Genomic DNA, 12,533 nt, shown 5'->3' on the forward strand with positions numbered 1-12,533 from the left:
CGTCGTAGCTCATCTTCTTGGTCAGAAGCGGCGTGATCGACAGCATCGGGCCATCGGTCACCAGCAGCGTATAGCCGTCGGCCGGTGCCTGCATCAGCGTGGCGGCAGCGACAGCGCCACCAGCGCCCGGCTTGTTCTCGACGAAGACCGACTGCCCCAACGCGTCTCCAAGCGGTCGGGAGAGCACACGCGCCACGGTATCGGGCAAGCCTCCCGCCGAGTAGGGAACGACCAGCTTGATCGGGTGACTGGGGTAGGTCTGCGCATGCGCCATCGGTCCGATGGCGAAACAGGCGGTGCAGGCCAGGAGGGACCAGGCAGTGGTTCTTCGGTTCATGGCGCTTGTCTCTGGTGCTGGTTTCAAATGCTGTAGGTCTCGTAGGTCGCCGGGTGGAAGAGTTCGCTCACCGGCACCAGCCTGGACGAAAGGCCTTGCTCGTGATGGCTTCGAACGAATGTCTCCAGCGTTCGGCTGGCCGCAGCCACGCCGTAGGACCAGAAATCCTCACCCATCGTCTCGCGTGCCGCCTGTAGCTGCTCCTCGACGAACGGCAGCGTGACCTTGGTGGCCGAAGTGTCCGAGAGCAGCTGCAGCGCCGCGGCCTTGGACTGCGTGAAGGCCTTGACGACCGCGGCGGGCAGCCAGGGGTGTTTCGCCGCCAGCTCCTTGCGGATCGCCGCCACGTGCATGATGGGAAAGACGCCGGTGCGCTTGTAGTAGTCCTTGGCCACGGCTGTTGGATCGTCGAAGAGCCATCCGATGTTCGGGTTCTCGAGCGCTGCCCGGCTGGGCGGACGCGGCGCCATGAAACCGTCGATCTCGCCCCGGTCGAGCATCTGCGAAATCGTTGCGCCTTCCGGAGCCTGTTCGATGCGAATGTCGCCAGGCAGCTGCAGCTTGATCTTTTCGGGACGCCCGGGGGTCTCGATGCCGCCGCGGACCCATGTCACATCAGCGGGATGAATGCCGTAGTCGTCCTGCAAGATTGCACGCGCCCATACGTTGGCCGTGAGCTGGTATTCAGGCAGGCCGATGCGCTTGCCCTTCAGATCCGCAGGTTCGCGAATGCGGTCCTTGCGAACATAGATAGAGGTATGGCGAAACGCCCGCGACAGGAAGACCGGCAGCGCGATGTAGGGACATTCGCCCCTCGAGTGCTTGACGAGATAGCTGGAGAACGAGAGCTCCGTGATGTCGAAATCGACGCTCCGCATTGCACGGAAGAACATTTCCTCGGGATTGAGGAGCATGTACACAGGATCGACACCGTCGATCTGGACTCGGCCGTCATAAAGAGCACGGGTGCGGTCGTAGTCGCCCATCGCGACGGAGAGTTGAAGCTTGCTCATCAAAATCACCCCTTCACGGAATAGGACGGTTCGAGTTCGGGCTTCTCCAACCCGTCCTGCCAGATGTAGCGTGCTTCGTAGCTGCGCCAGTCGGTGGTCTTGGGGACGATGGCCTGAAATGCACAGACGGTGGGCGTGGCCGCTTCGGCTCCCGTGCCGATCGCAGGAGCACCTTGCTCGAAGGCGCGCACTGCCTCGAGCATCTGCTTGCGGAACTCGACAATCGCGAGATCGCTCGCGCCCAGACGGTCATGGGTGCGGTCGGCAATGGGGCCCATGGTCAGCCACATCGCGACATCCTGATTGGGGAAGCCGGTGATGCCTGTGAAGTTGCCCGCCTTCATGGCGTTGCGGTCCTGCCAGAACTTGTTTTCCTCGCTGCGCAGCGGACGGTAGCTTTCGTCGAGGTCGATGCCTACCGTCTGGCGCAGGAACTTGCGCCAGGTGGCCGTCTCCGGTGTCTGTGCAGGGTGACCCCAGGCGATGAAATAGAACGCCGTGCTCGTGTCGTCCATCGGAACGTTGATGTTGGCAACGTTGTAGAGGTTGTTGGGCGGTATCAGGGCGGTCGCGGGGGCGACGAAGACCGTCGAACGCACATAGTCATTGGCCGCGGCGTTGGTGAGGGGTCGACGCAGCGCGGCATAGCGAAAGCCGTAGCCGGTGCGCTGTACCTGCATGCGCGGCGCCTTGTCGGTGGATGGACGCAGCCAGGTCTTCTCGGTGGCCTTGGCGCTATCGACGCGCGCGGGAACCATGTCGGACGAGTGAAGACTCGAACTGTGGGCCGAGTCGATGGCGCCTTCGAGAATCTGTGCCCAGTTGCACGGCAAGAGAACCTTGGCGATGCTCACCCGTGTGTCTGCGGTCGGGGCCCAGGCCGGCGGCTCGAAAGACGGCATGGTCTCTTTCGGGCCCATGTAGGCCCATACCATGCCCCCCCATTCCTTCACCGGGTAGGCCGTGTGCTTGACCTTCTCTGCCATGCCACTGGCTGCCGGCTCCGAAGCCATCTCGAGGACATTGCCGTCGATGTCCATCTTCCAGCCGTGGTAGAGGCAGCGCAGGCCGCCCTCCTCATTGCGGCCGTACACCAGAGATGCACGTCGATGCGGACAGCGTTCGTCCATCACGCCGACGCGGCCGTCGCTGTCGCGAAACACGACCAGGTCTTCTCCGAACACGCGTGCCTTCACCGGCGTGCCATCCGGTTCCCCGACCTCCTCCTGCAGGCAGACGGGCGTCCAGTGGCGGCGCATCAACTGGCCCATCGGGGCTCGGCCCTCGACACGGCAGAGCAGATCGTTTTCTTCGGGAGTCATCATCGTCGACTTCTCATAGTGGTTGAACTAGCTGGCCGATTCGGCCGTGGACTTTCGGCCCATGCGCAGCACCAACGGCTTGGCGCCGTATCGCAGCTTGCAGAGCCAATGGGACAGGGCGGAATCGAGATGCTGGACATGCGCGGGGAACCAGGACGCCAGTTCGTCGGCCAAGCGGCGGGCGACCTCGACGTCGCCATCGGCCAGGCGCCTCTTGACGCCGCTCAGACTCGAGAGCACGGCTTCATGCTCTTTGATGTGGCAATCGCGCGGAGGAAAAGCCGTGTCCAGCATCAATGCGTTCTCTGCTGCGAAATGCATCGTGGCGTGCGCCAACACTTCGTCGAGCGCAAGTGCCAGGTCTTCGTCACGCGCGCATTGCATGCGGCCGATGAACTCGGCGAGCACCTCGTGCTCCTCATCGATGCCGATGTGCCCAAGCAGCAGCGAGTCTGACCAGGCGAGTGGTGGAGAGATCGTGGAGTTCATGTGGGGGAGCAGCGGTTGCCCTCGGATTCGTGGGCGCCATTTCGTTAGGTGCCTAAGTATTTTAGGGTGGTCGCCCTTTCCTTCGCAATCCCGTCGCCTTGGTGTTTTCCCTAGTATGATTAGCCGACTAACGATTTGTCGCGTCCGCTTGGTGGTCTGGTGTGGCGCGAGATTCAGCGAGGCGCAGGTCGAAGCCGGACGACAAGCGGCCCGGCAAGCCCGCGGACCACGGGCTCGGCGAGTCTTTCAACGGTCGGTAGCGCGATGGGGCGCACGCCCGCCGCTCGACTCGGCGGGCGTCGCGTCACTTGATTGCTGCGGAACGACCCGTGCCTGGTGGCCGTTGCCCTGGATGAAGACGCGCTGGCCCACGCGCAGGCCGGGCACGACGGGCTGGGTCACCTCGACCAGCACGCCGTTGTCGATGCGCACGAAGACCTCCTGTCCGGGCATCGACTGGGCGGCCCGGTTCGCGATCTCGGCGCCGGCCACCGTGCCGCCGATGGCGCCCGCGGCCGCCCTGCGCCGCTAGCCCGCGAAAGTCACGACGCCGTTCGACAGGTCGTACATCGACCCGACGATCTTGATCTGACCCTTCTTCTCGAGGTCCGAGAGGATCGGGCTGCCGCTGCGCAGCGTGTCGATCGTCAGTTGCACGTTCGAACGCGCCGCGCGCAACGCTAGTGGTCGCCCTTGACAAAGAACGGTGCGCCATCGATGCTCGGCCGCGGAAAAACCATCCATGGATGGGGCCCAGGCGTGAGAACGGACCAAAAGAATCGATGAGAACAATAAAACTGTGGGATGTGCCGGCACTTCCATCCGCCCACACGGACCCGGCATGAGCAATTCGCAAGACCAGAAGCTGTCGCGCGGCGCCCTCATCGCGCTGGTGGTCGGGTCCATGATCGGTTCGGGCATCTTCGCGCTGCCCTCGGCCTTTGGCCGTTCGACCGGCGGCTTCGGCGCGCTGATCGCGTGGGCCATCGCCGGCACCGGCATGCTGATGCTCGCACTGGTGTTCCAGACCCTGTCGCGGCGCCGGCCCGACCTCGACACCGGCATCTATGCCTATGCCAAGGCCGGCTTCGGCAACTACCTGGGCTTCGCGTCGGCCGTGGGCTACTGGATCGGCTGCTGCCTGGCCGATGTCGCCTGCCTGGTGCTGATCAAGGCGACGCTGGGCCAGTTCTTCCCGGTCTTCGGCGACGGCTCGACCGCCGTGGCGATCCTCTCCGCCTCGGTGATCCTGTGGGGCGTGCACGTGCTGGTGCTGCGCGGCGTCAAGGAGGCGGCGACACTGAACACCATCGCCACCGTCGCCAAGATCGTGCCGATCGCCGTCTTCCTGGTGGTCGCGGTCGCCGGTTTCAAGGCCGACATCTTCGCCTGGAACTTCTGGGGCGGTGAAGAGCGCAGCCTGTCGAGCCTGGCGGGCCAGGTCCGCAACACGATGCTGGTGACCGTGTTCGTGTTCGTCGGCATCGAAGGCGCCAGCGTCTATTCGCGCCACGCGAAGAACCGGGAGGACGTCGGCACGGCCACGGTGCTGGGCTTCCTCGGTGTGCTGTGCCTGCTCATCATGGTCACGATGTTCTCGTACGGCGTGCTGCTGCGCCCGGACTTGCAGGCGCTGCCGACGCCCGCGATGGCCGGCGTGATGGCCTCCATCGTCGGCCCCTGGGGCCTGGTCTTCATCAGCGTCGGCCTGCTGATCTCGATCCTCGGCAACTACCTGTCGTGGTCGCTGCTCGCCGCCGAGGTCCTGCATTCGGCGGCCAAGAACAGCACCATGCCGAGCTTTCTCGCCCGCGAGAATGCCAACCAGGTGCCGGCCGCTGCGCTGTGGCTGACCAACATCGTGATCCAGCTCTTCCTGCTCGTGACCTGGTTCGCCGAGTACGCCTTCACGCTGGCGCTGAAGATGACGAGCTCGATGACGCTCATCCCCTATCTGCTGGTCGCCGCCTACGGACTCAAGCTCGCATGGACCGGCAAGACCTACGAGCGCGACGGTGGGAGCCGTACCGGCGACGGGGTGCGCGGCGCGATCGCGACGGTCTATGCCGCGGGCATGCTGTATGCGGGCGGGCCGAAGTTCCTGCTGCTCTCGGCGATCCTCTATGCACCGGGCACCTTTCTCTATTTCCTCGCCCGGCGCGAACAGAAGGAGCGGATCTTCACCGGGCCCGAGATGGTTGTCTTCGGCGTGCTCGTGGCCGCTGCGCTGGGCGCGCTGTGGGCGCTGGTGTCCGGCGCGATCGCGGTGTAGTGCAGACATCAGACAAGGAGAGTCCCATGCAACGCTACCTCTACATCGCGCTGATCGTGATCCTGGCCGGCATCGTCGTGCTGTTCAAGATCCAGAACCTGGAGTCGGTGACCGTCTCGCTGTTCTCGATGAGCATCAGTCTGCCGGTCTCGGTGCTGGTGCTGCTGATCTATGTCCTGGGTATGCTCACGGGTGGCTTCGTGCTGGGACTGCTGCGATCATTGGCGCGCGGCGCGACGCGGCGGCCCTGAGGGCGAATGCCTTCATACTTCAATTTCCAACAAACTAGAAAGACCTGTATGAGCAATTTTTGGGACCTGATCCAACTCCTGCTGTCGACCTTCGTCCTCATCGTCTACCTGCTCATCCTGTTCCAGATCATCGGCGATCTGTTCCGCGATTCGGAGCTGGGCGGCGGGACCAAGGTGCTGTGGATCATCGGGCTTGTCGTCATCCCGGGCCTGACGGCGATCATCTACATCGTCACCCGGGGCCGCGGCATGGCGGAGCGGCAGCGCGCCAGCCTGCAGCGCGCCAAGTCCGACACCGACGCCTACATCCGCGAAGTGGCCGGCAAGTCGCCGGCCGAACACATTGCCGAAGCCAAGGCGCTGCTCGATGCCGGCACCATCAATCAGGAAGAGTTCGCGAAGCTCAAGGCCAAGGCACTGTCCTGAGCGAGCAAGCCTAGAGCAGATCCTCGGGCACCAGCGGCTGCAGCAGCAGCCGCTGCAGCGCAGTGAACGGCGAGACGCCCGGCTCTTCGTCCACTGCCTGGTCGTCGTTTTCGCTCGGAGGCACCCAGGACAGCGTCCCCTCGTGCGGGTCCAGCTGCACCCGATAAGCCTCGGTCTTCATCGCCGCCACGACGCGCAGCGCTTCTTGCGCCAGCGCGGGGCTGTCGACGGCGACGCCCAGCTCGGTGTTGCGGCGCGCCGAGCGCGGATCGAGGTTGAGAGAACCCAGCAGCACGGTTTGTTGATCGATGACGGCCAGCTTGGCATGCAGGCGGCCGCGTGACGAGCCGCCGCCGAACATCGGCTTGCTGCCGGGCGAGGGGGTGGCGCTGATCTCGTACAGCTTGACACCGGCCCGCACGATCCGCGTCCGATAGCGCGCGTAGCCGAAGTAGACCAGCGCCGAATCGCTCGCGGGCAGCGAATTGGTCACGAGCGTCATGTCGACGCCCTTGTGCTCCAGGCTGCGCAGCACCTCCATGCCGCGCTTGCCAGGCACCAGGTAGGGCGAACTCACGAMGAGCTCCGAGCGCGTGCCGAGCATCTGGCTCACGRCACCCGTCATCAGGCTGCTGGACTCGAGTTCTTCCGGTGGCAGCTGCCGCTTGGAGGGGCGATCTGCCACCGCGTACGCGAGGCCGGGCACCAGGGTCAGACGATTGGCCGCGAGCTGCACGCCGACGGGTTCATGGCCCAGGAGGTCCTTCGAGGGCAGCGCGAGATCGATCTGCGCCGCATTCGCCGGCAGCAGCTGCGCCAGCGTGGTCCCCGGGCCCGGCGAGCCGGCCAGCGACGCCGCGGGGAAGGACTCGTCGCTGTTCCAGTAGCGATCGAAGAGCACGCCCAGTTGCGGCACGACGAGTCCGGCAGCGATGGCATCGAGATCGATGAAGTTCGCGGTCGGGTTGCGGCCGAAGTATTCGTCCGCGATGTTGCGGCCGCCGACGATCGCCAGTGCGCCGTCGGCGATCAGCAGCTTGTTGTGCATCCGGCGGTCGAGCCGGGCCAGATCGCCCAGCGAGCTCGCGAGCCGGCCGGGCAGGCTGCCGCGCGCGCAACAGAAGGGATTGAACAGCCGGATCTCGAAGTTCGGCACGCCGGAGAGCGCCTGCAGCAGCGCTTCGGCGCTCGCGCTGTTGAAGTCGTCGAGCAGCAGCCGCACGCGCACGCCGCGCTCGGCGGCATCGCGCAGCGCGCCGAACACCGCGCGTCCGGAGGCGTCGTTCTCCATGATGTAGACCTGCAGATCCAGCGTCTGGGTGGCGCGCCCGATCAGTGCCAGGCGGGCATCGAGGCCGTAGGAGCCCAGCGGCAGCAGGCGGAAGCCCGACGGGGCGCCGGCCGGGAGCTGCGTGGCGGCAAGCTGCGCGAGCGGGCTTTTCGCGCTCGAGGCCTGCAGGCTGTGCGAGAGCGGCCGTTGCACGTTGACGGGCAACGAGCCGCAAGCGCCCAGCGCCAGCGTCAGGATGATCGCCCAGAGTTTGAAGATGCGCAGTGCCATGGCCGCGAGCCTACCCGTTGCCGTGCAAATATCCCTTCGCCGCTTGAAAGCGCGCGATCCAGGCCAAGATAGCGGCATGATTCCGTTTTCGATCCTCGATCTTTCGCCCATCACCGAGGGCAGCGATGCGGCCCAGTCCTTCCGCAACTCGCTGTCGCTGGCGCAGCACGGCGAGAAGCTGGGCTACCGCCGCTACTGGCTGGCCGAGCACCATGGCATGCCGGGCATCGCGAGCGCCGCGACCGCGGTGCTGCTGGCCCACATCGGCGCCGGCACCTCGACCATCCGCATCGGCGCCGGCGGCGTGATGCTGCCCAACCATTCGCCGCTGGTGATCGCCGAGCAGTTCGGCACGCTGGAGTCGCTCTACCCGGGCCGCATCGACCTCGGCCTCGGCCGCGCGCCGGGCTCTGACCAGCGCACCGCGCAGGCGCTGCGGCGCGACCTGCAGTCCGACGCCGACCAGTTTCCGCAGGACGTGGTCGAGCTGATGGACTTCATGTCGAAGGCGCCGCGGCAGCCGGTGCGCGCGGTGCCGGGCATGGGGCTCGAGGTCCCGGTGTGGATCCTGGGCTCGAGCACCTTCGGCGCCCAGCTCGCGGCCCACCTGGGCCTGCCCTACGCCTTCGCCTCGCATTTCGCGCCGCAGCAGCTGATGCAGGCGATCCGCATCTACCGCGAGACCTTCAAGCCCTCGGCCCAGCTGGCCAAGCCCTACGTGATGCTGGGCTTCAATGTGTTCGCGGCCGACACCGACGAGGAAGCCGAGTTCCGCGCCACTTCCTGGCAGCAGGCCTTCGTGAACCTGCGCAGCGGCCGGCCGGGCCGGTTGCCGCCGCCGGTGGCGGGCTACCGGGGCAAGGTCGGTCCGGCCGAGAATGCCCTGCTCGATTCGGTGCTGTCGTGCTCGGCGGTGGGCTCTGTAGACACCGTTCGCGCGGGCATCCAGGCCTTCATCGAGCGCACCGGCGCGGACGAACTGATGATCACCTCCCAGGTGTTCGACCACCAAGCACGGCTGCGGTCCTACGAGCTGCTGGCCGGCTTGCGACATCGGGCCGCCGCGGCCTGATTGCCCCGCTGCGGGCACCGGGTCGCCCATGCTGGGACAATCCCAGCCCTATGGACAAACAGCGCATCGTGGTGGGCCTGAGCGGCGGAGTCGATTCCGCGGTCACGGCGCACCTGCTGAAGCAGCAAGGCCACGAGGTGGTCGGCATCTTCATGAAGAACTGGGAAGACGATGACGACAGCGAGTACTGCTCGTCGAACATCGACTTCATCGACGCCGCCAGCGTGGCCGACGTGCTGGGCATCGAGATCGAGCACGTCAACTTCGCGGCCGACTACAAGGACCGCGTGTTCGCGGAGTTCCTGCGCGAGTACCAGGCCGGCCGCACGCCCAACCCCGACGTGCTGTGCAACGCCGAGATCAAGTTCAAGGCTTTCCTCGACCACGCGATGCGCCTCGGCGCCGAGAAGATCGCCACCGGTCACTATGCACGTGTGCGGCTCAACGCAGCGACGGGCCGGCATGAGTTGCTCAAGGGGCTCGACCCGGCCAAGGACCAGAGCTACTTCCTGCACCGGCTGAACCAGCCGCAGTTGTCGAAGACGCTGTTCCCGGTCGGCGAGCTGCACAAGACCGAGGTGCGCCGGATCGCCGACGAGATCGGCCTGCCGAACGCGAAAAAGAAGGACTCGACCGGCATCTGCTTCATCGGCGAGCGGCCGTTCCGCGAGTTCCTCAACCGCTACATCTCGAAGGAGCCGGGCCCGATCCGCGACGAGCGCGGCCGCCAGATCGGCGAACACCAGGGCCTGAGCTTCTACACGCTGGGCCAGCGCCAGGGGCTCGGCATCGGCGGCATCAAGGCCCGGGGCGCGCAGCGCGGCGCCGGCGACCATGYACCGTGGTTCGTGGCGCGCAAGGACATGGCCAGCAACACGCTGTGGGTGGTGCAGGGGCACGACCATCCCTGGCTGCTGTCGCGGACGCTTTTGGCCGACGACGCGAGCTGGGTCGCGGGCAGCGCGCCGACCGCCGGCGCCCTGGCGGCGAAGTCGCGCTACCGCCAGGCGGATGCTCCCTGCCGGCTGGGCGAGGGCCCCAACGTCGCCTTCCGCCTCGATTTCGATGAAGCCCAGTGGGCGGTGACGCCGGGACAGTCGGCCGTGCTGTACGACGGCGAGGTGTGCCTCGGCGGCGGCGTGATCTCGAACACGCCTTAGCCGATCGAAGGATCGACCCGCACCAGTTCCAGGGGATAGCGCTTCCCGGCCAGATGGTCTTCCACGCATTGCAGCAGCAGGGGGCTGCGATGCCGCGCCGTGCTGGCGCGGATTTCATCGACCGTCATCCACAGCGTGCGCACGATGCCGTGGTCGAGCGGGCGCGCAGGCTCGAAGTCGCCCAGCGTGCCGGTGAAGGCAAAACGCAGGTAGGTGATGTCCTTGGGCTGCCGGGTGCGGGCCAGGTAGATGCCGACCACGGCGGTGGGCGTGAAGCGGTGCGCGGTTTCCTCCAGGGTTTCGCGCACGCAGCCTTCGGCGGGCGACTCGCCGGGGTCGAGATGGCCGGCCGGGGTGTTCAGCCTGAGCCCATCGGCGGTCTCTTCCTCGACAAGAAGGTAGCGGCCCTGCCGCTCGATCACGGCGGCCACCGTGACGTTGGGTTTCCAGCGTTGTGCCATTTTCAGGACTCCGTATCGGACGCCGGTGTCGCGCGCTCGGCCGCGGACGGCCTCGGCAGCACCAGCGTGACGGTGCAGCCGGCATCGGCTGCGTGGTCGACCTCCATCGTGCCGCCATGGCGCTGCGCCACGGAGCGGACCAGCCGCGACTGTAGCTGGACCGGAGCGCCGGCCCCGGGCTCGCGCAGCGAGATGCGCCACTGCGTGCCGTCCGCGGCGACGCCGCAATGCAGCGCAGAGCCCGGTGGCGCGCGTCGCAGCGCATGGTCCACCATGGCGTCCAGGGCGCGCGTGAGCAGGCCGCGGTCGGCCAGGCAGGGCGCTTCGTCGGGCACCGGCGGCAACAGGATCCGGACGCGCTTGGGGGCGGCCAGGGTCCAGGCCGCATCGATGACCAGCCGCAGCAGCGCCACCAGGTCGAGCGGCTCGATCCGCAAGGGCCGGACCTGGGCCCGCGCCAGGGCCACGAAGCGGTCGGAGCGCTCGAGGCCGGCCTGCGCCTCGCGTTCGATGCTCGGCAGCAGCGAGCCGTCCGCGAAGGCCTCGGGCCGCTGGCGCGCCAGGTCGAGCAGGGTCTGGATCGTCGCGCCCGATTCGCGCGCATCGTGCGAAAGGAAGCGCAGCGCCTCGTCGCGCTGCCGTTCGGCCTGCCGCATCGACGTGATGTCGATCAGCACGACCAGCCAGCCGCGGTGTCCCGCGCCGTTGTCGAACAGCGGCAGACAGCGCAGCAGCAGGCCGCGGCCCTCGTCGTCCTCGCCTTCGCCGACGACCGGTTGCGGGCTTCCGCGCAGCGCAGCCCGGGGCAGCATCGGCGCACCGGTGCTGCACCAGCGAAGCCCGCGCAGCAGCCGGTCCGCGTCCTGGCCCCGCAACTGCTCGCCGCTGCACTGCCAATGGCGAAGCGCCGCCGGGTTGGCGATCGTCACGCGCCCTTGCCGGTCGAGCATCAGGGCGGCATCGGGCCAATGGTCCAGGCTGCGCGCCTTGTGGGCGTGCCGTTTCATTCCGGCGTGTCGGCCGAGGGGTAGAGCGGCGCGAACTGGTCGCTCTCGAGCGGCTCCAGCCGGTAGCCCAGGCCATAGATGGCGGACAGCAGGAAACCGTTCGAAGGCTGCAGCTCGAGCTTCAGCCTGAGACGGGAGATGTGGGTGTCGAGCGAGCGCGAGGGCGTCTCGGCGCCGATGCCCCAGACCGCCTCGCGCAGATGTTCGCGCGACAGCAGGCGGCCGAGGTTCTGGAACAGGAACAGCGCGAGCTCGTACTCGCGCCGGCTGAGTTCCACCAGCCGGCCGTCGATCCGCAGGGTGCGCGTCGCGGGATGGAAGCGGTAGCCGCGGAAGGCGAGCTGGCTTTCGTGCCGTGCCGGATAGGCGCGGCGCAGCAGCGCGCGCACGCGGGCCTGCAGCTCGGGCACCCGGATCGGCTTGGTCATGAAGTCGTCGGCGCCGGCCGCCAGTCCTTCGACCAGGTCTTTTTCCTCTCGCCGGTTGGTGACGAAGAGAATGGGCAGCGAGCTGTTCAGGTCCTCGCGGATCCACCGGACCACCTTCGGTCCCTCGATGTCGGGCAGGCCCCAGTCGAGGATCAGCAGGTCGTAGGTTTCGCGATGAAGGTCGCGCAGCAGCGACTTGCCGTCGCTGTAGCCATGGCATTCGTGGCCAATGACCTCCACGGTGTGGCGAATCAGTTCGAGCTGATACGCCTCGTCATCGAGCGCCGCGATTCGCATTCCATCCCCCTGTTTTTCGTTGTCCTGAGACGCCGGCTTCTGCGTACCGGTCGCCCCGCGACAGTGTACAGAGGGGCGCGCGCGGGACAAGGTCCTGGCGGCGTCTTCGGGTAAGCTCGGCGCGAATTCCAATGCTGCCCTGAGGAGAAGTCCATGCTGATAGGCGTGCCGGCCGAGACTGTGCCAGGCGAAACCCGAGTTGCCGTGACCCCGGAGACCGCGAAGAAGCTCGTGGCGCAGGGCCAYGTGGTGCGTGTGCAGGCGGGCGCGGGCGTGGCTGCGAGCGTGACCGATGCGGCGTACCAGGCCGCGGGGGCGGAGATCACGGATGCGGCGGGGGCSTTCGGCGCCGAGATCGTGCTCAAGGTGCGCACGCCGGACGAGCGCGAGAGCGCGCTGATGAAGCCGGGCACGGTGGTCATCGGCATGCTCAACCC

The 12,533-nt window shown here is 66.9% G+C and carries 15 protein-coding genes and 1 pseudogene; 6 read left to right on the forward strand and 10 right to left on the reverse strand.

Annotation, left to right across the window (positions count from 1 at the left end):
* The 6 genes from AC1D2K_RS17615 to AC1D2K_RS17640 form a co-directional block, all read right to left on the reverse strand.
* Window positions 1-337, reverse strand: a 337-nt coding sequence (locus tag AC1D2K_RS17615) for a Bug family tripartite tricarboxylate transporter substrate binding protein (RefSeq protein WP_478090125.1), incomplete at its 3' end; no start/stop codon positions are given.
* A 23-nt stretch (window positions 338-360) separates the two neighbouring features.
* Window positions 361-1,350, reverse strand: a complete 990-nt coding sequence (locus tag AC1D2K_RS17620) for a substrate-binding domain-containing protein (RefSeq protein WP_442282924.1) — start codon at window positions 1,348-1,350, stop codon at window positions 361-363.
* Window positions 1,351-1,355: 5 nt separating this feature from the next.
* Complete coding sequence (locus tag AC1D2K_RS17625; protein ID WP_478090126.1) at window positions 1,356-2,675, reverse strand: Rieske 2Fe-2S domain-containing protein; 1,320 nt, start codon at window positions 2,673-2,675, stop codon at window positions 1,356-1,358.
* Window positions 2,676-2,699: 24 nt separating this feature from the next.
* On the reverse strand, window positions 2,700-3,161 hold the full coding sequence (locus tag AC1D2K_RS17630; protein ID WP_478090127.1) for a bacteriohemerythrin: 462 nt from the start codon (window positions 3,159-3,161) through the stop codon (window positions 2,700-2,702).
* Between the two features lie 246 nt (window positions 3,162-3,407).
* The gene (locus AC1D2K_RS17635; RefSeq protein WP_478090128.1) at window positions 3,408-3,593 is read right to left on the reverse strand and encodes a hypothetical protein; all 186 of its coding nucleotides are present in this window, start codon (window positions 3,591-3,593) and stop codon (window positions 3,408-3,410) included.
* Between the two features lie 96 nt (window positions 3,594-3,689).
* Window positions 3,690-3,818, reverse strand: a complete 129-nt coding sequence (locus AC1D2K_RS17640; RefSeq protein WP_478090129.1) for a hypothetical protein — start codon at window positions 3,816-3,818, stop codon at window positions 3,690-3,692.
* Window positions 3,819-4,002: 184 nt separating this feature from the next.
* On the opposite strand from AC1D2K_RS17640, the gene AC1D2K_RS17645 reads away from it, so the two are divergent.
* From AC1D2K_RS17645 to AC1D2K_RS17655, 3 genes are read left to right on the forward strand one after another with little or no spacing between them, the layout of a single operon-like run.
* Window positions 4,003-5,433 (forward strand): basic amino acid/polyamine antiporter, encoded by a 1,431-nt coding sequence (locus AC1D2K_RS17645; protein WP_478090130.1) that lies wholly within the window; start codon window positions 4,003-4,005, stop codon window positions 5,431-5,433.
* Between the two features lie 26 nt (window positions 5,434-5,459).
* Window positions 5,460-5,684 (forward strand): LapA family protein, encoded by a 225-nt coding sequence (locus AC1D2K_RS17650; RefSeq protein ID WP_478090131.1) that lies wholly within the window; start codon window positions 5,460-5,462, stop codon window positions 5,682-5,684.
* A gap of 48 nt (window positions 5,685-5,732) precedes the next feature.
* Window positions 5,733-6,110 (forward strand): SHOCT domain-containing protein, encoded by a 378-nt coding sequence (locus tag AC1D2K_RS17655; protein ID WP_478090132.1) that lies wholly within the window; start codon window positions 5,733-5,735, stop codon window positions 6,108-6,110.
* A 10-nt stretch (window positions 6,111-6,120) separates the two neighbouring features.
* Here the strand turns inward: AC1D2K_RS17655 and AC1D2K_RS17660 are convergent, their stop codons facing one another.
* Window positions 6,121-7,671 (reverse strand): phospholipase D-like domain-containing protein, encoded by a 1,551-nt coding sequence (locus AC1D2K_RS17660; protein ID WP_478090133.1) that lies wholly within the window; start codon window positions 7,669-7,671, stop codon window positions 6,121-6,123.
* Between the two features lie 76 nt (window positions 7,672-7,747).
* Here AC1D2K_RS17660 and AC1D2K_RS17665 point away from each other — a divergent pair, with 76 nt between their 5' ends.
* Together AC1D2K_RS17665 and mnmA are read left to right on the forward strand one after the other, a co-directional pair.
* Window positions 7,748-8,743, forward strand: coding sequence for an LLM class flavin-dependent oxidoreductase (locus AC1D2K_RS17665; protein WP_478090134.1), 996 nt, complete (start codon window positions 7,748-7,750; stop codon window positions 8,741-8,743).
* Between the two features lie 50 nt (window positions 8,744-8,793).
* Window positions 8,794-9,903, forward strand: a complete 1,110-nt coding sequence (gene mnmA, locus AC1D2K_RS17670) for a tRNA 2-thiouridine(34) synthase MnmA (protein WP_478090135.1) — start codon at window positions 8,794-8,796, stop codon at window positions 9,901-9,903.
* On the opposite strand, the gene AC1D2K_RS17675 is transcribed toward mnmA, so the two are convergent.
* Genes AC1D2K_RS17675 through AC1D2K_RS17685 form a run of 3 tightly spaced genes read right to left on the reverse strand, consistent with a single transcriptional unit; the run spans window position 9,900 to window position 12,096 of the window.
* Window positions 9,900-10,364 carry an NUDIX hydrolase gene (locus tag AC1D2K_RS17675; protein ID WP_478090136.1) on the reverse strand — a complete coding sequence of 155 codons (465 nt, stop codon included), beginning with the start codon at window positions 10,362-10,364 and terminating at the stop codon, window positions 9,900-9,902. The genes mnmA and AC1D2K_RS17675 overlap by 4 nt on opposite strands.
* 2 nt (window positions 10,365-10,366) lie before the next feature.
* Window positions 10,367-11,371: a PAS domain-containing protein gene (locus AC1D2K_RS17680; protein WP_478090137.1), complete on the reverse strand. Its 1,005-nt coding sequence runs from the start codon at window positions 11,369-11,371 to the stop codon at window positions 10,367-10,369.
* A complete protein-coding gene (locus AC1D2K_RS17685; protein WP_478090138.1) occupies window positions 11,368-12,096 on the reverse strand; it encodes a response regulator transcription factor in 729 nt (242 codons plus the stop codon). The genes AC1D2K_RS17680 and AC1D2K_RS17685 overlap by 4 nt, the downstream gene beginning before the upstream one ends.
* Window positions 12,097-12,249: 153 nt before the next feature.
* Between AC1D2K_RS17685 and AC1D2K_RS17690 the strand changes: the two are divergent.
* A pseudogene (locus AC1D2K_RS17690) lies at window positions 12,250-12,533 on the forward strand (NAD(P)(+) transhydrogenase (Re/Si-specific) subunit alpha); the annotation flags it as partial.

Source organism: Variovorax sp. P1_H12_2, assembly GCF_056405335.1.

Bases quoted from the DNA above. Each gene is read 5' to 3' on its own strand.
- AC1D2K_RS17620 (WP_442282924.1), bottom strand. From the start codon at position 1,350: ATGAGCAAGCTTCAACTCTCCGTCGCGATGGGCGACTACGACCGCACC.
- AC1D2K_RS17625 (WP_478090126.1), bottom strand. From the start codon at position 2,675: ATGATGACTCCCGAAGAAAACGATCTGCTCTGCCGTGTCGAGGGCCGA.
- AC1D2K_RS17630 (WP_478090127.1), bottom strand. From the start codon at position 3,161: ATGAACTCCACGATCTCTCCACCACTCGCCTGGTCAGACTCGCTGCTG.
- AC1D2K_RS17645 (WP_478090130.1), top strand. From the start codon at position 4,003: ATGAGCAATTCGCAAGACCAGAAGCTGTCGCGCGGCGCCCTCATCGCG.
- AC1D2K_RS17650 (WP_478090131.1), top strand. From the start codon at position 5,460: ATGCAACGCTACCTCTACATCGCGCTGATCGTGATCCTGGCCGGCATC.
- AC1D2K_RS17655 (WP_478090132.1), top strand. From the start codon at position 5,733: ATGAGCAATTTTTGGGACCTGATCCAACTCCTGCTGTCGACCTTCGTC.
- AC1D2K_RS17665 (WP_478090134.1), top strand. From the start codon at position 7,748: ATGATTCCGTTTTCGATCCTCGATCTTTCGCCCATCACCGAGGGCAGC.
- AC1D2K_RS17675 (WP_478090136.1), bottom strand. From the start codon at position 10,364: ATGGCACAACGCTGGAAACCCAACGTCACGGTGGCCGCCGTGATCGAG.
- AC1D2K_RS17680 (WP_478090137.1), bottom strand. From the start codon at position 11,371: ATGAAACGGCACGCCCACAAGGCGCGCAGCCTGGACCATTGGCCCGAT.
- AC1D2K_RS17685 (WP_478090138.1), bottom strand. From the start codon at position 12,096: ATGCGAATCGCGGCGCTCGATGACGAGGCGTATCAGCTCGAACTGATT.